The sequence below is a fragment of the Zoogloea sp. JDB1 genome, assembly GCF_056724025.1.
The window spans coordinates 1,407,217-1,427,711 of the sequence record NZ_CM161496.1 but is presented as its reverse complement, the minus strand read 5'-3'; the positions used below and the strand labels follow the sequence as shown (position 1 = coordinate 1,427,711).

The following is a 20,495-nucleotide window of genomic DNA, read 5'->3' as shown; positions in this document are numbered from 1 at the left end:
TGAAGCAGGGAGCGCATTCTACCGCGCAGCAGCCACCCATCCTTTGCGCAGGGGCGAATTCATCGAACCGGATTCGCCACCACAGGGATGCGACACGTGTTGTAAGCTCCCTCCCATCATGTCTGTCTTCACTTCCGTCACCGACGCCGACCTCGCGGTCTGGCTGCGGAACTATGCCATCGGCCGCCTGGATGTCCTGCAGGGGATTTCCGCCGGCGTGCAGAACAGCAACTTCTTCGTCACCACCAGCCTCGGCCGCTATGTGCTGACGCTGTTCGAGACGATGCCGCGCGCCGAGCTGCCCTTCTACCTGCACCTGATGGCCCACCTGGCCCGCCACGGCCTGCCGGTACCGGCGCCGATCGCCAACCGGGACAACGAATACCTGGGCACCCTGTCCGGCAAGCCGGCAGTGCTGGTCACGCGCCTGGCCGGCAAGTCGGAGATGGCGCCCAGCGTCGCCCACTGCGCACGCATCGGCGCGATGCTGGCCGGCCTGCACCTGGCCGGACAGTCCTTCGGACGCAAGCAGACCAACCCACGTGGTGCCGAATGGCGGCGTGACTGCGCGGCACGCGTGGGTGCCCATCTGCCCGCCGACGAGCAGGCCGAACTCGATGCTGAGTTGGCCTTCCAGACCGGCTTCGACCTGCGGGCCCTGCCGCAGGGGGTGATCCATGCCGACCTGTTCCGCGACAACGTGCTGTGGGACGGCAACTTCGTCGGCGGCGTCATCGACTTCTACTTCGCCGGCGTAGATGCGCTGCTGTTTGACGTGGCGGTGACCGTCAACGACTGGTGCGCAGATGCCGATGGCCAGCTCGATGCGGCCCGCGCCGCCGCGCTGCTTGCCAGCTATGCCGAGTCCCGCCCCTTCACCGCCGCCGAGCGGAACGCCTGGCCGGCCGTGCTGCGCGCCGCCGCGCTGCGCTTCTGGCTGTCGCGGCTGGAAGATTTCCACCTGCCGCGCCCCGGCGAGATGGTGCTGGTGAAGGACCCGGGCGAGTACCGGCGCATCCTGCAGCTGCGCGCTCATGCCGATGGTCTGCCCGCTCTGCCGACCTGAAAACGTGCCACTAGGGTTTTGCCGGTTTGAACTAGGTGGGGGATTTGGGCTAGCATCTCGTCGCAGCGCAACATCCTGATTTTCCACTCCGTTTCCCTCGCCCGACAATGACCGAACCGGCTGCCCCGGCACACCATCCCCACAACGCCGCGCGCCATCCGCGCCCGCGCCATGTTTCGCCCTTTGAGAGCCTGGTCTGGCTGAAGGCCGGATGGTTCTATTTCGCGCGCAATCCTGGGGTATGGGTCGCCATCAGCGTGATCTTCATCATCATGCTGTTCGTGCTGGGCCTGGTACCGCTGCTCGGCTGGGCGGTGGTGCTGATCGGCTTCCCTGTGATGGTCGCCGGCATGGTGCTGGGCTGCCATGCACTGGCCCAGGGCAAGGCGCTGCGCATCGAACATCTGTTCGCCGGCCTCAAGGTACATGCCGGCAACCTGTCGCTGGTCGGCGTGTTCTACCTGCTCGGTGGCCTGATCGCCGGCTTCATATCGGTACTGATCGGCGGCGGCGCGCTGCTCACCGGCTACATCCTCGGCGCACTGGCCGGCATGGGCATGGGCCTGGTCAGCGGCGTGCTGCTCGGCAGCATCGTGTTCTCGGTGCTGTGGGTGCTGCTGATCACCGCCCTGTGGTTCGCCGCCCCGCTGGTGGTGCTGCGCGACACCCCGCCGCTGGATGCGATGAAGCTGTCCCTGTCAGCATGCTTCGGCAACTTCGGCGCCTTCGTGGTGCTGGGCGTGCTTATCTACGTGCTGATCTGGGTCGCCATGATTCCTGCAGCTCTCGGTGTACTGGTCCTTGTCCCGGTGCTGGCCGGCACGCTGTACGCGTCCTATCAGGACGTCTTCGGCGACGTGGCGCTGATCTCGCCGCACGCCACCGCGGCACCGACAGAGGCGGACTGAACGAATGCAAGCGCGCACCTTGCCGGCCCAGCGCGGCTGGGCCTGGATCGTCGATGGCTTTGCGCTGTGGCGGCGCAACCCGGCGCTGGTCACCTTCCTGGTCTTTGGCAGTTCACTGATGCTGCTGCTGGTCGCCGCGATTCCCCTCATTGGCCAGGTCATCATGTTCCTCGTGATGCCGGCCCTGTCGCTGGGCATCTTCAACGGCTGCAAGGCTATTGCCGAACGGCGCAGGGCCGGCCCCGACATCCTCGTCTCCGGCTTCCGCCAGAACCTGCAGGAGCAGGTCAAGATCGGCGGCATCTACTTCATCGGTTCCCTGATCGTGCTCGGCCTCAGCACCCTGTTCGATGCCGAGGTGAACAGCAAACTGTTCAAGGCCGTGATGGGCAAGACCAGCTGGGGAGAAACCCTTGACGACCCCTCCTTCCTCATTGCGCTGCTGGTCAGCACCGCCGGTTCCACGCCACTGATGATGGCCTACTGGTTTGCGCCGCTGCTGGCCGGCTGGGGTCGCATCCCGGCCAGCAAGGCTCTGTTCTTCAGCTTCGTCGCCTGCCTGCGCAACTGGCGCGCCTTCCTGAGCTTCGGGCTGGGCCTGATGGGTGTGGCGCTGGTCGCCGGCGTGCTGGTCAGCGTGCTCGAACTGGTCTCGCCGCTGCTGAGCCTGTTGCCGGCACTGGCCTTCCCGATCGTCTTCATTCCCGTGGTCTTCGCCAGCTTCTACGCCAACGCGCTGGATGTCTTCGACCATATCGGTCCTGATGATGCCAGTTGAACACGCCCTCGGGCTTTTCGGCGGCACTTTCGACCCCATCCACTACGGCCACCTGCGCCTCGCCGAAACGGCCCGCGAAGCCCTCGGCCTGGAGAGGGTGCGCTTCATTCCCGCCGGCCAGCCGCCGCACCGGGACGCCCCCGGCGCCAGTGCCGCAGACCGGCTGGCAATGGCCCGGCTGGCCACCGCGGACAACCCGGCCTTCGAGGTGGACCCGGCGGAAGTGGAAGCCACCCAGGCCAGCTTCACGATCCTGACCCTCGAACGCCTGCGCGCCGAGCTGGGCCCGAAGCGGCCGCTGGTGCTGCTGCTCGGCGTCGATGCGCTGCTCGGCCTGCCCACTTGGAAGCGCTGGCACGAACTTTTCGACTTCGCCCACGTGGCCGTCGCCAACCGCCCCGGCTACAGCCTCGACAGCGCACGCATGGCGCCGGAACTGGCCGAGCTCACGCACCGCCGCCACGGCACGCTGGACGCTCTCGAAGGCCGCCCGGCCGGCTCGCTGGTTCAGTTCGCGATGACGCCTCTGGCGATCTCCGCCACCGACATCCGCGCCCGTCGCAGCACCGGCCAGAGCCTGCGCTATTTGCTCCCGCCGGCCGTTGTTGACTATATTTCCTTGCACCAACTCTACATCTGAATCAATGGAAATCACCCAGTTCGAACAACTCGTCGTCTCCGCCCTCGAGGACATCAAGGGCAAGGACATCCAGGTCATCGACACCACGCGCCTCACCTCGCTCTTCGACCGGGTGATCATTGCCAGCGGCGACTCCAACCGGCAGACCCGCTCCCTCGCCCGCAACGTGGCCGACAAGGCCCGCGAAGCAGGACTCACAGTGGTCAGCGTGGAAGGCGAGGACTCCGGCGAATGGGTGCTGGTGGATCTGGGCGACATCGTGGTGCACGTGATGCAACCGGCCGTCCGTGCTTACTACAACCTCGAAGAACTGTGGTCCGGCACTCCGGCACGCCCGTCACGCCCGTCACGCCCCGGTAGCGCCGCTGCGCGCGCCGCCTGAGCCCTTCCGCACGACCCGCGGCGCAACCAGCGCCGCCCCCTGCACCATGAAACTCCTGATCGTCGCGGTCGGCACGCGCATGCCGGCCTGGGTCGACACTGCCTTCGACGACTTCGCCAAGCGCATGCCGCGCGAACTGCCGCTGCAGCTCGTCGAAGTAAAGGCTGAACCCCGCACCACCGGCAAGACCGTGGAAGCCATGATGGCCCTCGAGGCGGCACGCATCGAGGCGGCCCTGCCGCCGCGCTGCCGGCGCCTGATCCTCGACGAACGCGGCGAGGACCTGACCACCAAGGCCCTCGCCAAGCGCCTGGAGCGCTGGCAGGACGTCGGCGACGATGTGGCACTGATCATTGGCGGGCCGGACGGCCTCGACCCAGCCCTGAAGGCTACCGCCCACGAGACGATGCGTCTGTCCAGCCTGACCCTGCCCCATGCCATGGTGCGGGTCATGCTGTCCGAAGCCCTGTACCGGGCCTGGAGCCTGTCGAAGAACCATCCGTACCACCGGGAATGATGTCGTGATCTACCTCGCCTCCAACAGCCCCCGTCGCCGCGAACTGCTCAAGCAGATCCACGTCCGTTTCGAGCCCTTGCTGTTCCGCACTGGGACGCGGGCCGACGCGGACGTGAACGAGGACGCGCTGCCGGGCGAGGACGCCTTCACCTACGTACAGCGGGTCGCCATGGCCAAGGCCGTCGGTGGCATCAAGCGCATCGCCTGGCGCAGCCTGCCGCCACGCCTGCTGCTGGCCGCCGACACTACACTGGAACTGGACGGGGCGATCATCGGCAAGCCGGACAACGCAGAGCACGCGGTGGACATACTGCGTTCTCTGTCCGGCCGCAGCCATCAGGTCCTCACTGCGGTGGTGGTCGGCGACGGCCAACGCTTCGCCCAGCGCCTGTCGGTCAGCGAGGTACGCTTCCGCGCCGTCGACGAACAGGAGATCCGCCGCTACGTGGCCAGCGGCGAAGCCGCCGACAAGGCCGGCGCCTACGGCATCCAGGGCCGTGCAGCGCTCTTCATCGAGGAAATCCGCGGCAGCTACACCGGCATCATGGGCCTGCCGCTGTTCGAGACTGCCGCCCTGTTGCAGGAATTCGGCTATCCTCTCTGACTGACGCCGGCCATCAAGAGCCGGTCGCCTATCGGAGGAGAGGACTATCACACGCTAGCTGGCGCGGTACGCCCCGCGCAGCCGATGCCGGACGAGCGGCGATCGGCGATGGCACATCCGCGCGATGTGCCATCGCCCATCACCGTTTGCTTCCCGCATCATGTCTGACGAATACCTGATCAATTTCACCCCCCAAGAAACCCGCGTCGCCCTCATGCAGCAGGGCGTCGTGCAGGAAGTCCACGTCGAACGCACGGCGAGCCGCGGCATCGTCGGCAACATATATCTGGGCCGCGTCGTACGCGTACTGCCCGGCATGCAGTCGGCGTTCATGGACGTCGGTCTCGAACGCACCGCTTTCCTGCACGTGGCCGACATCTGGGCCGACCGCCACCACGGCGACGCGCCACGCCCTATCGAACGCATCCTGTCGGAAGGGCAGAACCTGATCGTCCAGGTGCTGAAGGACCCTCTCGGCACCAAGGGCGCACGCCTGTCCACGCAGATCTCCATCGCCGGCCGGATGCTGGTCTACCTGCCCCAGGACAAGCACATCGGCATCTCCCAGCGGATCGGCGACGAAGCCGGCCGTGAAGCCCTGCGCGAACGTGTCACGCGCCTGCTGCCGAAGGATGAGACCGGCGGCTACATCGTCCGCACGATGGCCGAGAACGCCAGCGACGAGGAACTCGCTGCCGACATCGCCTACCTGCGCAAACTGTGGGCCGAGATCAAGAACCGCAGCGTCGGCGCCCGCCCGCCCACGGTGCTGTACCAGGATCTCAACCTGGCCCAGCGGGTGCTGCGCGACCTGGTCACCGACGCCACCACGCGGATCGTTGCCGACTCCCGCGAGAACTTCCAGAAGCTGACCGGTTTCGCCACCGAGTACATGCCGCAAGTGCTGCCGCTGCTCGACCACTACACCGGCGAGCGCCCGCTGTTCGACCTGCACGGTGTCGAGGCAGAGATCGAGAAGGCCCTGGCACGGCGCGTCGAACTCAAGTCCGGTGGCTACCTGATCATCGACCAGACCGAAGCGATGACCACCATCGACGTAAACACCGGCGGCTTCGTCGGCGCACGCAACTTCGACGACACCATCTTCAAGACCAACCTCGAGGCGGCCCAGGCCATCGCCCGCCAGCTGCGCCTGCGTAACCTGGGCGGGATCATCATCGTCGACTTCATCGACATGGAGAGCCCCGAGCACCGCACCGCGGTACTCGAAGAGTTCCGCAAGGCGCTGGCCCGCGACCACACCAAGATGACGGTGAACGGTTTCACCACCCTCGGCCTGGTAGAGATGACCCGCAAGCGCACCCGCGAGTCCCTCGCCCACCTGCTGTGCGAGCCCTGTCCGACCTGCAACGGGCGGGGCGAGGTGAAGACCGCCCGCACCGTGGCCTACGAGATCCTCCGCGAACTGCTGCGCGAAGCACGCCAGTTCAACGCCCGGGAGTTCCGCGTGCTCGCTGCACCGAACGTCATCGACCTGTTCCTGGAGGAAGAATCCCAGGCGCTGGGCATGCTGTCGGACTTCATCGGCAAGGCCATTTCCCTGCATCCCGAAGCCAGCTACGGCCAGGAACAGTTCGACATCGTGCTGCTCTGACGACGACGCCCCACCGCCGCACCGATGTAGCGCATCCTACATCTGGCGCGGCCTGCGGCCGTTTTCTGCCCCTCGTCGGTGCATCGAAATATTCAATCGGCCAGCGATTGACGCTGCCATCAAGGCGCCTTCAAAATCCGGCGCCTCGATACAGGCAGGACCACTTGCAATGCATACCCAGAACATCCTCCAGGCCACCACCGGCCAGCATGCTGGTGCCGTGCGCATCGGTTTCAATCACGGCTACGCCTTCGACGGCGACAACGTCCGCCTCGACGCAGAGCTGCTGGTCGGCAATCCCGATGCGACCGCCGACCAGGAATGGGCACTGCAGCTGTGGGCCTGCGAGACGCCCTTCGCAGGTGAGCCGGTCCGCGCCACCAAGATCGCCGAACTGCCGGTCGGCCATCTCGACAGCCGAGACCAGAGCTGGGTCAGCGCCTTCACCGCGGCCCTGCCACCCGCCGGCCATGCCGAACACAGCATGGTGCTGGTCCTCGCCAGCGGTCGCGACGGCCAGTTCGATGCAGTCCAGGATTTCGCCAACTTCCCACGCGCGGAAAGCTTCGTGCAGCCGCGCCTGGCCGGCGCCTCCGGCTTCAGCCTTGGCGAACAGAGCGTCGGCATGCGTGTGGAAAGCCTCGAAAATCCCCGCTCCAGCGACAATCTGAGCGGCACCCTGTCCCTCGAACTGTGGGCCCTGGCCGCCCCCTACGCAGCCGGCACCCCCGATGGCACCCAGCTGGCTGCCGCCAATCTGGGCTCCCTGGCCGGCCAGCGCAGCTGGCAAGACATCGACCTGACCCTGCCGTTGGCCGCCCGCCCCGTCGGCACCTGGCACGTTGCGCTGCTGCTACGCGAGTGGACCGCCACCGGCTACGCGACCCGCGACTTCGCCAACTTCTCGCTGCCGGTCAGCTGGACCGCCGACGCGGAACCCACTGCTGCGCCCCAGCCCCTTGAGGCCAAACCCGCCGCGCAGCCGAAGGCCGAGCGCAAGGCCACATCGAAAACCGCAACCAAGACCTCCACGAAATCGGCCGCCAAGACTGCACCGGCCGACGCCGCCAGCCGTGTTTCCATCAACACCGCCGGCAAGGCCGAACTGGCCGCGCTGAAGGGCCTGTCGAAGACCGCCGCCGCCGCGATCGTCGCTGCCCGCCCCTTCAAGACCATCGACGAACTGCTGACGGTCAAGGGGATCGGCGCCAAGCTGCTCGACAAGCTGAAGGGCCACCTGAGCCTGTAAGCCGCGCTTCAGCAAGTACCGCGAGGCCCGGTCCGGATCACTCCGACACCGGGCCTTCTTCATTTCAGGGACGCATGCCCGGTGCCCATACACCGTCGCCGGTGGCATCCAGCCAGCACAGCCAGGTCCGCACGTCGAACTCGAACTGGTGGTAATCCGGCTCCATGCGGCAGCATAGCTGGTAGAAGGCTTTGTCGTGCTGGCGCTCCTTCAGGTGGGCCAGTTCGTGCACCACAATCATCCGCAGGAATTCCGGCGGCGCCTCACGGAACAAGTTGGCGACCCGGATCTCCCGCTTGGTCTTGAGCTTGCCGCCCTGCACCCGCGCCACCGTGGTGTGCGTGCCCAGCGCATTGTGGATGGTCTGCAACTTGCCGTCGAAAGCCACCTTGCTGAGGGGCTCCGCGTTGCGCAGATGGCGCGCCTTCAGCTCCATCACGTATTCGTAGAGGGCCGTGTCGTTGCGCACGCCGTGGGACTGAGGGTATTTCTTCAGCAGCAGCGGGCCGAGGCGGCGCTCTTCCAGCAGCTCACGCACCTGGCCGACCAGATGTTCGGGGTAACCGAAAAGGTATTTGAGGGACAGGGAAGTGGACATCGGCAACGCAAACGAAACGGAAGGACCCGATTCTAGCGGTTGACGCTGAGTCACTTTGATCTTCCGCAATGCCGAGCATATCCGATCGGCGTAATTTACTGACCGATGAGTCATTAATTGCCCGGTGGAGGATTCGATGAAGGCTCCCCATTCCCACGTCGGAGCTGTCACAGGCCTGCAGCGCCTGATACGGCCCGCATTGCTGGCGGCTCTCCTCGCCACCACGCTGCCGGCCTGGTCGGCCGAAACCCTGGCCGACGCCTGGCGCCAGGCCCTGTCCGTGGATGCCCGCCTGCGCGCCGCCGATGCGGATGCCGACGCAGCCCACGCTACCCGCGAAGCCGCCCGCGGACTGGCGCTACCGAAGGCCACCGCCAGCTCCAGCTACACGATGCTGAGCCGGGAACCCGCCGCACTGATCGGCCTGCCATCCATCCCCGGTATCACCCTACCCAACCAGATGCCGCTGTCAGAGCGCAACTACGCGACCCACGCGCTGCAGGCCACACTACCGGTCTATACCGGAGGGCGTATCAGCGCGGCGGTGAATGCCGCCGAAGCCGGCGTGCAGGCCAGCGGCTTCGAACGCACACGCAGCGAGCAGGCCGTCAAGCTCGACGTCGCCGAAACCTACCTGAACGTCCTGCGCGCGCGCAGCGCGCTGGCCGCGGCGGAACGCCACCTGGCCGCCCTCGATGCCCACGCCGCTGACGTGGCCGAACTCGGCAAACAAGGCCTGGTGGCCCGCAACGACATCCTGTCGGTGGCCGTCGCCCAGGCCGACGCCCGCCAGCGCCGGACCCAGGCCCACAATGCCGCCGAACTCTCCGCCGCCGCCTACAACCGCCTGCTCGGCCGCCCGCTCGACAGCCCGGTAGACGTCGTCGAACCCGCCAGCGACATGCCCGGTCGGCCAGACATCGCCGCCCTCGAAGCCCGCGCCCGCAACCTGCGCCCGGAGATCGCGCTGCTCGGCGCCCATGCCGAGGCCACCGACCACGAAGCAGAGATGGAGCGTGCCGGCACCCGTCCGCAGGTGGGTATCAAGGCCGCCGTGATGCACGAGGACAACCGCTACCGGGTCAACCAGGACATCGCCCAGCTGATGGTCGGCGTGCAGTGGGACGTCTTCGACGGCGGCGTGCAGCGCCGCCGCGCCGATGCTGCCACGGCCCGCGCCCGCGCCGCCCGCGAACGCCAGGACGACGCGGCCAGCCTGATCGCACTCGAAGTCCGCAAGGAATGGCTGGCCGTCGGCGAAGCCGACGAGCGCCTGGCCACCACCCGCACAGCGCTGGCCCAGGCCGATGAGAACCTGAGGGTCGCCCGCGACCGCTACCGCAACGGCGTCGGCACCCACACCGAGGTCCTCGACGCGGAAGCGCTGCGCAGCCTCACCGACAGTAACCACCTCAACGCCCATTACGATCTCCACCTCGCCCGACTCCGGCTCAAGAAAGCCGTCGGCGAGCTGTGACGGGAGCCAACCATGCGATTCGACAAGAAGAACCTCCTGATCGGCCTCGTCGCCGTGGCCGTCGTCGGCGGCGGCGTCTGGGCCTGGCAGCGCTTCGCCGGCAGCGGTGACCTGCCGGAAGGGCTCATCCAGGCCAATGGCCGCATCGAGGGCGACCACACGACGGTGGCCAGCAAGCTGGCCGGGCGCATCGCCGTGCTGAAGGTCCGCGAGGGCGACGCGGTGCAGGCCGGACAGGTACTGGCCCAACTCGAAGACACCCAACTCGCCGCCAGGCAGCAGCAGGCCGACGCGGCCGTCGCCACCGTCGCCGCCCAGCTGCAGGCCGCCCGCGCCCAGCTGGCCATCGCCCGCCGCGAGGTGCCGTTGGCGGAGGCCAGCGCCGACGCCGTGCTCGCCAAGGCCCGCGCTGCCGAAGCCCAGGCAGCAAAGGACGCCAGACGCTTCGACGAGCTGGCCGAGCGCGGCACCGTCGAACCGCGCCGCGCCGAGCAGATGCGCCTCGCCCACACCGCGTCCGCCGCCGACCTGCGCCAGGCCGAGCAGAGCCTCAGCTCCGCCCGCCTCGGCCACGACAAGGTGAAGGCCCGCGAGAACGATGTCGCCGCACTGGAAGCCGGCCTGCGCCAGGCTGAGGCGGCAGCCAAGGAAGTCGCCAGCCTGGTGGACGACCTCACCCTGCGCGCCCCCACCGGCGGCGTGATCCTCACCCGTCTGCGCGAGGCCGGCGAAATGGTCGCCGCCGGCACACCGATCTTCGACCTGGTGGACCTCGACAAGCTCTACCTCAAGGTCTACGTACCGGAAAAGCAGATCGGCCAGCTGCGCCTCAGCCTGCCGGCCCAAGTTTATACCGACGCCTTCCCGGGCCAGACCTTTGCAGCCACCACCCGCTACATCGCCTCCCAGGCCGAATTCACGCCGAAGGAAGTGCAGACCCCCGACGAGCGGGTCAAGCTGACCTACGCGGTGAAGCTCTACTTCGACGCCAACCCCGACCACCGCCTGACCCCGGGCGTGCCCGCCGACGCGGTGATCCGCTGGCGGGACGGCGTGCCCTGGCAGGCCCCGCGCTGGTAACGCTCACCATGTCCGCCCCGGCGATCCGCGTCGAAGGCTTCATCAAGCGCTACGGCAAGCGCGTGGCCGCCGACGGCCTGGCGCTGACGGTGCAGCGCGGCGAGATCTACGGCCTGGTCGGCGCCGACGGGGCCGGCAAGTCCAGCCTGATGAAGGCCGTGGCCGGCGTGCTGGCCCACGACGGCGGCACGGTGGAAGTCTTCGGCACGGTCATCGATTCCGAGCGGAGCGCCGAACAGGTCAAACAGCGCATCGGCTTCCTGCCCCAGGGACTCGGCCTCAACCTCTACCCCGACCTATCCATCGAGGAGAACGTGGATTTCTTCGGCCGCCTGCGCGGCGTGCCAAGCACCGAACTGGCCACGCGCAAGGACATGCTGCTCGGCATGACCCGCCTCGACGCCTTCCGCGCCCGCCCGATGCGCCAGCTGTCCGGCGGCATGAAGCAGAAGCTCGGGCTGGTATGCACGCTGATCCACGAACCCGACCTGGTGATCCTCGACGAACCGACCACCGGCGTCGATCCGGTGTCGCGGCGCGATTTCTGGGCCATCCTCGGCAAGCTGCTGGAAGACAAAGGCATCACCGCGCTGGTGTCTACCGCCTACCTGGACGAGGCCGACCGTTTCCACCGGGTGTCCCTGTTCCACGAGGGCAAAGTGATGGGTGAAGGCACGCCGGCCGAACTGATCGCCCGCGTACCCGGCACCCTCGCCCTGTTCCGCGCCGAACCCCAGGCCGACGCGCTGCCGCGCCTGAAAGCGCAGTTCCCGCAGACCGAAGCCATGGGCGCCTGGCTGCGGGTGTTTGCCGAAGGGCTGGATGCAACACAGGCGCGCACGGCAGTCGACGCCTGCCTCGCCACGTCCGCCCCCGCCGGCACCGCAATCCAAGTCACCGACTGGTTCGCCCGCGAACCCGAGCTGGAGGACGTCTTCGTCGCCATGCTGCGCCAGCGCGGTGCCCGACTCGACACCAGCCTGCCAGCCGACGCACCCGCCGCCGCACCGACCTCGACGCTGGCCATCGAAGCCACGGGCCTGACCCGCGTCTTCGGCGACTTCCGCGCCGCCGACTCGGTGAGCTTCGCGGTGCCGCAAGGCGAAATCTTCGGCCTGCTCGGCGCCAACGGGGCCGGCAAGACCACGGTGATCAAGATGCTCACCGGCATCCTCAAGCCCTCGTCGGGTGCCGGCCGCGTCGCCGGTGCCGACATGCGCAACGCCGGGCTGGCGATCAAGGAGCGCATCGGCTACATGAGCCAGGCCTTCTCCCTGTACCACGACCTGTCGGTGGTCGAGAACATCCGCCTGTACGCCGGCATCTACGGCCTCGATGACCGCCAGGCGCGCCAGCGCGGCGACTGGGTGATCGGCATGGCCGGGCTGGCCGGTTTCGAGAACGATGCTGCCGGCCGCCTGCCGATGGGCCTGCGCCAGCGCCTGGCCCTCGGCTGCGCGCTGGTCCATGAGCCGCGCGTGCTGTTCCTCGACGAACCCACCTCGGGCGTCGATCCGATCGGCCGGCGCATGTTCTGGGACATCTTGTTTCACCTGTCGCGGCGCGAAGGCGTGGCGATCCTGGTGACCACCCACTACATGAGCGAGGCCGAGCACTGCGACCACCTGGCCCTGATGTTCGCCGGCCGCGTCGTCGCCGACGCCTCGCCGGAGACTATGAAGCAGGAGCTGGTAAGCAGTGCCGGCCAACTGCTGGAACTGCGCGTCGACCGACCCGTTCCGGCCCAGAATGCCCTGCGCGAGGCTGGCTTCACCAACGTGGCGCTGCACGGGCGGGCCGTGCACCTGCTGTCGCGGGATGCCGATGTCGACCGGGAGCGCCTGCCGGCCCTGCTCGACAAAGCCGGCATCGCAGTGCAGTCGGTGGGCCTGCGCCCGCTGTCGATGGAAGACGTCTTCGTGCAGCGCATCACCGCGCTGGAAGACGCCGGACGGAGCTCACCATGAACGGCCAACGCATCCTTGCCCTGGCCTGGAAGGAATGGCGCGAGATCATCCGCGACCGCCTGTTCTTCGCGCTGGCCTTCGTCGTGCCAGCCATGCTGATGCTGCTGTTCGGCTTCGGCCTGACCCTGGACGTGGAAAACCTGCCCTTCGCGGTGGTGGATTACGACAAGACAGCCGCCAGCCGCGACTACGCCTACCGCTTCATCTCGTCGCGCTACTTTGCCTTCCAGGGCTACGCTGCCGACGAACATGGCGTGGACGCGCTGCTCGCCGACAACAAGGTGCGCATGGTGCTGGTGATCCCGCCGCGCTTCGACGAACGCCTGGGCCGCGGCGAACCGGCGCCGGTGCAGGTGCTGATCGACGGCACCTTCCCGGAACGCACCCAGACCAGCATGGGCTACGTGGCGGCCATCAACAGCGCAGTGAGCCTCGACAACATGGCCCACGCCCTGTCCCGCGTACGCGGAATTCCGCTCGCCGAGGCGCGCCAGCGGGTCCAGCCGGTCAAGCTGGAGGTGCGCTATCTGTACAACCAGAGCGTGAAAAGCATCTGGTCGCTGGCACCCAAGCTGATCATGCTGATCATGATGCTGTCGCCCCCCTTCCTGACCGCCGTCGGCGTGGTGCGCGAGAAGGAGTCCGGCTCGATCTTCAACATCTACTCGTCCACCGTGTCGCCGGGCGAATTCCTGCTCGGCAAGCTGGCGCCCTACGTGGCGATTTCCATCGCCAACGCAATGTTCCTGTGGCTGCTCGCCACCTGGCTGTTCGGCGCGCCGTTCAAGGGCGACCCGCTGTTCTTCGCCTTCGCCACGGTGCTCTACGTGATCTGCACCACCGGCATCGGGCTGGTGATCTCGATGCTGGTGCAGACCCAGGTGGCAGCGATGATCGTCGCCAGCATCGTCAGCATCATCCCGGCGGTGCTCTACTCCGGCGTGCTGCTGCCACTGCCTTCCCTGTCGCCGGCGGCATCGATGCTGGCCCACGCGCTGCCGCCGATGTACTACACCAACATCGTCGTCGGCTGCTTCCTGAAGGCAGTGAGCTGGCACGCCCTATGGCTGGAGGTACTGGTATTGGCCGCCTACGCGGTGGGCTTGTTCGGACTGGGCTACCTGCTGTTCACCAAGAGGCCGAAATCATGAAACAGATGATGAACGGCGGACTCCTGTCGGTGCCCGGCCTGCGCCGCCTGCGGGTGATGACGCAGAAGGAGCTGCTGCAACTGTTCCGCGACGTGGCCCTGATGGTGTTCTTCCTGTACAGCTTCACCGGCGACATCTACCTGGCCGCCTCCGGGGTCAGCATGCAGCTCAAGAACGCCGCCATCGCCACCCTCGACACCGACTACAGCTTCGCCTCGCGGGAGCTGGCGAGCCGCTTCCAGCCGCCCTACTTCCAGCCCGCCGGCAGCGTGGCCGACGCCCGCCAGGCGATCCGCCGCCTCGACGACGGCGACGTGATGGCCGTGCTCGACATCCCACCGCGCTTCCAGGAACGCCTGCAGCGCGGCGAACAGGTGTCGGTACAGCTGCAGGTGGACACCTCCAACTCGGTACTCGGCTTCCTCGCCTCCAGCTACGGCGCGCAGATCGTCGGCAAGTACGCCCTCGAAGCCGCCGCCCAGCGGGAAGGGCTGGCCGCGGCCGGCGGCTTCGCCGGCCCGCTGGTCGAGGCCGACACCCGCGTGTGGTACAACCCCAACCAGAACGACGCCTGGTTCATGGGCATCTCCGAGCTGCTCACCGTCGTCACCCTGTTCTCGATCCTGCTGCCGGCCGCGGCGATGGTCCGCGAGAAGGAGCGCGGCACCATCGAGCAGCTGATGGTCACCCCGCTGACGTCCTTCCAGATCCTCTTCCCGAAGGTCGTGGCGATGACCCTGGTGATCCTCGCCGGCAGCGCCATCGCGCTGTTCGGCGTGCTCGGCCCGCTGTTCCAGCTGCCGATGCGCGGCAGCCTCGTCACCTTTTTCCTGATCACCGCCCTCTACGTGTTCACCACCGCCGGCCTCGGCCTGCTGGCCGCCACCGTGGCCCGCAATCTGGCCCAGGTGGGCATGCTGACAGTGGTGATCCTGATGCCGATGCTGCTGCTCTCCGGCGCGTGGACGCCCATTGAGGCAATGCCCCCGTGGATGCGCGGGCTGGCCTGGATCTCGCCACTGCACTACTTCCTCGACGCCGCTTACGGCATCCTGCTGAAAGGCGTCGGCATGGATCTGCTGTGGGATTCGGTACTGGCGATGGCCGGGCTGGGCGTCGTCGTCTTCGCCGCCGGCATGCGCCGCTTCGACCGTCAGTTCGGCTGAACGTGGCGGCCTAGGCCGCACCTTCCGCTACGGAATGGCGTAGAGTCCTGTTCCATAACAAGAACAGCCTCCGTCATGCCCGCCTCGTCGAATCCGTCCGCCAGCAGCACCCTGCTAGCCCGCAGCATGTATCTGCTGGCCTGCATCGCCCTCTGCCTGCTACAGAGTCTGGCCTGGGCAGAAAACGGGGTGCCACCACCTCATGTGCTGTACCTCAACTCCTACCACCCTGGCTATGCGTGGAGCGATGCGATCGAAAAAGGGATCCGCGAAGAACTCGCCGACGACACGCGCCAAGTGGAGCTGTCGGTCGAATACCTGGACGCCCGCCGCTTCCCCGACCCCGCCCGCATGGACCTCCTCGCCGACGCGATGGCGATCAAGTACCGTGGCTACCGGCACGACCTGCTGATCGTCTCCGACAACGACGCCTTCGACTTCGCAATCCGCTACCGGGAACGCCTGTTTCCCAACCTGCCCATCGTGTTCTGCGGCTTCAACCACTTCCGCCCCGAGGCGCTGAAAGGCATCAGCAACATCACCGGCGTAAACGAGGAAATCGACATCGGCGCCACCGTGGAGCTGGCGCTGAAGGTCCAGCCGGCCACGCGCCAGCTGGTCTTTATCCTGTCCACCGGCGATCCGAGCAGCGCACGCAGCGCCAGCGAAGCCGAGAGCAGTATCCTGCCCCGCTACAAGGCGCACTTCCAGGTCAGTGTGCTGAAGGATGCGTCGATGCAGACCATCCGCGAGCGCCTACAGTCCCTGCCATCGGACGCGCTGGTCTTCCTCGCCGGGCAGACCAGCGATCGCGGCGAAGGGCGCGCACTGACACCGGAGGAAAACGGCCGCCTGGTGGCCGCCGCCAGTCCGGTGCCGGTCTACACTTTCTGGGACTTTCATCTGGGCACCGGCGTGCTCGGCGGCCACGTGCTCAACGGCCTCGACCAGGGCCGCGAGGCCGCCCGCCTGGCGCGCCAGGTCCTCAACGGACGCAAGGCATCGGACATCCCGGTGACGATGAGCTCCCCGGCCCGCGATGTATTCGACTACCCCACGCTGCAACGCTTCGACATCCCGACCAGCGCCCTGCCCGAAGGCGCCGAGATCATCGACGCCCCAACCAGCCTGTGGGCACTCCATCGCGGCCAGATCGTCGCGGCCATCGTCGTCGTGGTACTGCAAGGTCTGCTGATCGTCGCGCTGGTGCGCATTGCCAGCCAGCGCCGCCAGGCTCTCGCCGAACTGGCCGAGGAGCGCAGCCTGCTCGAAGCCCGTGTACGCGAACGCACCGCCGAACTGGCCGACGCCAACACCCACCTCATCGGCGAGGTCGCCGAACGCCGCCGCGCCGAAAACGGCCTGCGCGAGGCCATTACTGTCACCGATACGGTGTTGCAGGTCTCGCCGGTACCCATCGGCGTCTATCGGGACACCGGCCCCTGCGTGATGGCCAACGAAAGCTACGCCCGCCTGATCGGCACCAGCCGGGAACAACTGCTGGCCCAGAGCTTCCACAGCATCCATGCCTGGCACGCCAGCGGCATCCACGATGACTGCCTGCGCGCGCTGCAGACCGACACCCGCCAGCAGCGCCAGATCCACATAATGACCTCCTTCGGTCGCGAGATCTGGGCCGACTGCCTGATCCTGCCGGTACACCTCAATAACGAAAGGCACCTGCTGATCCAGTTCGTGGATCAGACCGAGAGGGTCCAGATGTTGAGCGAGCTGGAGCTGCACCGCCAACACCTGGAAGCCCAGGTCAGCCTGCGCACTACCGAACTGCAGGGCGCCAAAGATCTGGCCGAAAGCGCCAACCGGGCAAAGAGCACCTTCCTGGCCAACCTGAGCCACGAGATCCACACGCCGCTCAACGCCATCCTCGGCTTCACTCGAATCCTGCGGGACAAGAACGACGATGCCGCTCAGCGGGACCGCCTGGAACGAGTCCTGAAGGCCGCTGGCGGCCTCCACCAGATTCTCGACGACTTGCTCGACCTCGCCGCGCTCGACGCGGAACGCATGCAGATAGACGAGAAGCCGTTCGCTACCGACGACATCGCCCACCGGGTCGCAGACGCCACCGGCGCCGATCTGCGTGCCCGTGGTCTGAACTACACGGCGGACCTCACCGGCCTGCCCGCCCAGCTGAAGGGCGACCCGCAGCGCATCAGCCAAATGCTGATCAACTACGTCAGCAATGCCGCCAAGTTCACCGAGCAGGGTTTTGTCGCGGTGCATGGGCGCGTACTACGGGAAGACGCCAGAGGCCTGCTGCTGCGCTTCGAGGTGCAGGATTCCGGTATCGGCGTGAAGCCAGAGGACCAGCAGCGTATCTTCCTCAGCTTCGAACAGGCCGACGGCTCCTTCACGCGCCGCCACGGCGGCACCGGCCTCGGCCTTGCCATCAACCGCAAACTGGCCCGCCTGATGGACGGCGAAACCGGCGTGAGCAGCACGCTGGGCGAAGGCAGCACCTTCTGGTTCACAGTCCGCCTGAAAAGGCCGTAAGGCCTAGACTACGGCAAGCACGACAAGACGGGGCTCCAGGCAACTGGCCAAGACTCCCTTCGCTATTTTGTTGCTCCAGCCTTTGAACCACCGTGGGAGCGGGATGATGCCGTATGCCGACATGAGCGCTTGGCGGAGTTGCCGGCACGGTGCTGACGCGGATCCATCACCGCCCTGGCAGCCTCTGGCTTGCGTGCCCCGGCCTCGGTACCAGCCTGCTCGGCAGGCACACTCGCCGGTGGCGGAACTGGAATGAGCTGATGCGGAGGAGTAGCCACCTGAGTTGGAGGGGCGTCCGCAGCGTAGAGTGCCGCGGCTGCAGCGAAGAGGCCTGTTGCAAGGACAACTTTGAGGGGACCCATGGCTTGCCTCCGAAGTCTCCGCCTACTTGGCGGTTACGGTGAGCGGGATGCTGACTTGGGTACTGAGTCCAGCGGAGTCAATGGCACGCAAACTCAGCGAATAGCTACCGGTAAGCGGGAAGAGCCAAACATACTGCAGCGTCTGACCACTGACAGAAAACTGCATGCCGAGAGGTGCATTGGAGACGGTGATGGTGATACTGCTGGCACCAGGATCGGAGAAGGCAATGGAGCCAGTGAGCTTCTTGCCAGCCACGCCAGTAATCGGTGTAGCGGTAATGAGCGGCCCCGCCGAACTGATCTGAATGCTGTAGCTCGCCTGGCCTGTCAGGCCAGTCTTCGAATCCTTGACCGTCGCGATGACGGTGTAACTACCAGCAACGGGTTTCAGCCAGCTGACGATTCCGCTGCTGCTGACCGTCATGCCCGTGGGCGCGCCGCTCAGACTGTAGCTCACGGGGTTGAGGCTGGTGACCACGAGCGGGAACGACAGGGCCACGTTAGGCTTGCCGGAAATCGTGCCGCCCGTGACGAGCGGTGCCTTGGCGGCAATGGTGATCGTGTAGGCCCCTTGTCCGCTCAAGCCGCTGATCTTGTCGGTGGCCGTCACCGTGACCGTATAAGAACCTGCGACAGGACTGGCCCAGCTGACGACGCCACTGGTGCTGATGCTCATACCGCTGGGAGCGCCACTCAACGCATAGCTGACCGCATTGGCGGCATTGACAGCCACCGTAAACGTCAAGGGTGTTCCCGCTGAACCCGAAATACTGGCCGGAGTGACAGTCGGAGCACTGGGCAGATTGGTCGTGCTCGTGAGCTGGGTAATCAGATTGCCAACGTTGGGCGTTCCCAGCCCCGATAGGGTGTCATAGCCTGTATGGGCTGCACAGGTCGCACAACTACCGTTGGTGCCCTGAGTGATATCGGCAAACGAGGCGGCATAGGAGCCGGGAACAGTTGCAATCTGGGTATACAGAATCGAATGCGGGAGGCCGAGGACGGATTTGCTCGCGCTGATACGCGACGCGTTCGCCACCGCAATCAGCCCTGCCCACTGGGGCGTGGCCAAACTTGTGCCGCCGGCACTGAACCAGCTGGCGGTACTACTGCCGGGGGACAGGATGGCGACGTATTGACCGGTAGTCGGGTCTGCATTGAAGGCCACGTCGGCGACGGTTCGCCGGCTGACGGAGCCCAGACCCGGCACACTGGTGGTCTGATAGCCGGGAACCGCCATATAGGCACTCGTGCCTCCCCCCGTGCCCGACCAGCTCACTTCACTACGCGCGCCGCTGCCGCTGTAGCGCAGGCTCGTGCCACCTACCGCCAGCACCTTGGTGGAGACAGCGGGCCAGGATACGCCCACGCCGGAGTCACCGGTAGCCGCCAAGTAGGTCATGTTACTGCCGTTGAAAGCGCTATCGACGGAAGCGGTCCAGCTACCTTCCTTGGAGCCGAAGCTCATCGAAACGACACCGGGCCCCATCGCATTGGCGAGCTTGATCGCCGCAAGCAGGCTGTTCGTCGTGGCATCCGGAGCTTCGATCAGAACGATGCGCGCCATGGGGGCGGTAGCGTGGGCCCATTGCACATCGAGGGCGATTTCGGTCGCCCAGCTCGAGTTATAGCCCGGCGGCGTGCCATTCATGCCACCACTGGTATTGGCATAGACCACGGAGAACTCACAAGCACTGGAACTGGCCGTGGCGAGTGGAAGACTGGCACTGGTTGCAATCGCCTTGCTAGTGCAGGCCGGGAGGGCGAACTTGGCATTGAAAGCAGCGAGTTCCGCAGCAACGTTCGGGTCGTGATACGCCGCAACGATGTAGATCGTCTGTCCCGCCCCCATTTGTGCAGTTTGTGTCGCCGTGAGCGTGCTGCCGGCGGTTGGCAAGGCCGGCATGCCGTACGCGGCACGGATCTGCGCCGGCGAGTAGGTGACGACACTGCTGCTGGTGGCCATTGGAGCGACGCCCGCCGCATCCTGTACGTACTGGATTCCACTGGCCTGAACGCGACGAAATGCAGCTATTGCCTGCGGGGTGAGATTTCGCGAGGACAGGGCCCGAAGTTCGCTCGGGACAGACTGGTAATGGGGATACACCTGCGTCGAAGCGCCATCGCCAGCCAGATCGGCCTCATTCGGCTCGTCGATCGGCGTGGGGGCAAGGTAGAACGCAGGTTCAACAGTTTTTGTCGCTATATCAGCCGGCAGCGCGGCCAGATCCATCTGGAGACTCGTACTGGCGGACGCCAGGGGAGCCGCCGTTTGCGGCGCCGACGCCTCCGAGCCACCTCCGCCTCCACACCCGCTGACAAGCGCCGAAGCGACAACCGCCGCGGCGATGGGAAGCCGACATACCTGGATTTGACTGTGCGGGAGAACGATCTTCATGGCCCTGACTCCTGGGTTATTTC

Annotated in this window: 17 protein-coding genes; 15 read left to right on the top strand and 2 right to left on the bottom strand. The window is 66.5% G+C overall.

Features of this window, described 5'->3' with window-relative positions; all coding sequences use genetic code 11:
• The first annotated feature begins 118 nt into the window (after positions 1 to 118).
• The 9 genes from AC1PPK_RS06260 (at position 119) to AC1PPK_RS06220 (ending at position 7,759) form a co-directional block, all read left to right on the top strand.
• Positions 119 to 1,066: a homoserine kinase gene (locus AC1PPK_RS06260; protein WP_481116978.1), complete on the top strand. Its 948-nt coding sequence runs from the start codon at positions 119 to 121 to the stop codon at positions 1,064 to 1,066.
• A gap of 107 nt (positions 1,067 to 1,173) precedes the next feature.
• A complete protein-coding gene (locus AC1PPK_RS06255) occupies positions 1,174 to 1,974 on the top strand; it encodes a BPSS1780 family membrane protein (RefSeq protein WP_481116977.1) in 801 nt (266 codons plus the stop codon).
• A gap of 4 nt (positions 1,975 to 1,978) precedes the next feature.
• Complete coding sequence (locus tag AC1PPK_RS06250; RefSeq protein WP_481116976.1) at positions 1,979 to 2,752, top strand: BPSS1780 family membrane protein; 774 nt, start codon at positions 1,979 to 1,981, stop codon at positions 2,750 to 2,752.
• The gene (nadD, locus tag AC1PPK_RS06245) at positions 2,739 to 3,392 is read left to right on the top strand and encodes a nicotinate-nucleotide adenylyltransferase (RefSeq protein WP_481116975.1); all 654 of its coding nucleotides are present in this window, start codon (positions 2,739 to 2,741) and stop codon (positions 3,390 to 3,392) included. The genes AC1PPK_RS06250 and nadD overlap by 14 nt, the downstream gene beginning before the upstream one ends.
• A 4-nt stretch (positions 3,393 to 3,396) precedes the next feature.
• Positions 3,397 to 3,774: a ribosome silencing factor gene (gene rsfS, locus AC1PPK_RS06240; RefSeq protein WP_481116974.1), complete on the top strand. Its 378-nt coding sequence runs from the start codon at positions 3,397 to 3,399 to the stop codon at positions 3,772 to 3,774.
• Between the two features lie 46 nt (positions 3,775 to 3,820).
• Complete coding sequence (rlmH, locus tag AC1PPK_RS06235) at positions 3,821 to 4,291, top strand: 23S rRNA (pseudouridine(1915)-N(3))-methyltransferase RlmH (RefSeq protein WP_481116973.1); 471 nt, start codon at positions 3,821 to 3,823, stop codon at positions 4,289 to 4,291.
• A 4-nt stretch (positions 4,292 to 4,295) separates the two neighbouring features.
• Positions 4,296 to 4,895, top strand: coding sequence for a Maf family protein (locus AC1PPK_RS06230; RefSeq protein ID WP_481116972.1), 600 nt, complete (start codon positions 4,296 to 4,298; stop codon positions 4,893 to 4,895).
• Between the two features lie 160 nt (positions 4,896 to 5,055).
• Positions 5,056 to 6,510: a ribonuclease G gene (rng, locus tag AC1PPK_RS06225; protein ID WP_481116971.1), complete on the top strand. Its 1,455-nt coding sequence runs from the start codon at positions 5,056 to 5,058 to the stop codon at positions 6,508 to 6,510.
• Between the two features lie 169 nt (positions 6,511 to 6,679).
• A complete protein-coding gene (locus AC1PPK_RS06220; RefSeq protein ID WP_481116970.1) occupies positions 6,680 to 7,759 on the top strand; it encodes a ComEA family DNA-binding protein in 1,080 nt (359 codons plus the stop codon).
• Positions 7,760 to 7,823: 64 nt separating this feature from the next.
• On the opposite strand, the gene AC1PPK_RS06215 is transcribed toward AC1PPK_RS06220, so the two are convergent.
• Entirely contained in the window at positions 7,824 to 8,357 is a 534-nt protein-coding gene (locus AC1PPK_RS06215; RefSeq protein ID WP_481116969.1) for a M48 metallopeptidase family protein, read from the bottom strand.
• A gap of 136 nt (positions 8,358 to 8,493) precedes the next feature.
• On the opposite strand from AC1PPK_RS06215, the gene AC1PPK_RS06210 reads away from it, so the two are divergent.
• The 6 genes from AC1PPK_RS06210 (at position 8,494) to AC1PPK_RS06185 (ending at position 17,712) form a co-directional block, all read left to right on the top strand.
• Positions 8,494 to 9,834, top strand: coding sequence for a TolC family protein (locus tag AC1PPK_RS06210; RefSeq protein ID WP_481116968.1), 1,341 nt, complete (start codon positions 8,494 to 8,496; stop codon positions 9,832 to 9,834).
• A gap of 12 nt (positions 9,835 to 9,846) precedes the next feature.
• Positions 9,847 to 10,914 carry an HlyD family secretion protein gene (locus AC1PPK_RS06205; protein ID WP_481116967.1) on the top strand — a complete coding sequence of 356 codons (1,068 nt, stop codon included), beginning with the start codon at positions 9,847 to 9,849 and terminating at the stop codon, positions 10,912 to 10,914.
• A gap of 8 nt (positions 10,915 to 10,922) precedes the next feature.
• On the top strand, positions 10,923 to 12,881 hold the full coding sequence (locus tag AC1PPK_RS06200) for an ATP-binding cassette domain-containing protein (RefSeq protein ID WP_481116966.1): 1,959 nt from the start codon (positions 10,923 to 10,925) through the stop codon (positions 12,879 to 12,881).
• Positions 12,878 to 14,032 carry an ABC transporter permease gene (locus tag AC1PPK_RS06195; RefSeq protein WP_481116965.1) on the top strand — a complete coding sequence of 385 codons (1,155 nt, stop codon included), beginning with the start codon at positions 12,878 to 12,880 and terminating at the stop codon, positions 14,030 to 14,032. The genes AC1PPK_RS06200 and AC1PPK_RS06195 overlap by 4 nt, the downstream gene beginning before the upstream one ends.
• Positions 14,029 to 15,198, top strand: coding sequence for an ABC transporter permease (locus AC1PPK_RS06190; protein ID WP_481116964.1), 1,170 nt, complete (start codon positions 14,029 to 14,031; stop codon positions 15,196 to 15,198). The genes AC1PPK_RS06195 and AC1PPK_RS06190 overlap by 4 nt, the downstream gene beginning before the upstream one ends.
• Positions 15,199 to 15,273: 75 nt before the next feature.
• Positions 15,274 to 17,712 (top strand): ABC transporter substrate binding protein, encoded by a 2,439-nt coding sequence (locus tag AC1PPK_RS06185; RefSeq protein WP_481116963.1) that lies wholly within the window; start codon positions 15,274 to 15,276, stop codon positions 17,710 to 17,712.
• 384 nt (positions 17,713 to 18,096) lie between these two features.
• Here AC1PPK_RS06185 and AC1PPK_RS06180 read toward each other — a convergent pair whose 3' ends face one another.
• A complete protein-coding gene (locus AC1PPK_RS06180) occupies positions 18,097 to 20,472 on the bottom strand; it encodes a S53 family peptidase (protein WP_481116962.1) in 2,376 nt (791 codons plus the stop codon).
• Between the last annotated feature and the right edge of the window lie 23 nt (positions 20,473 to 20,495).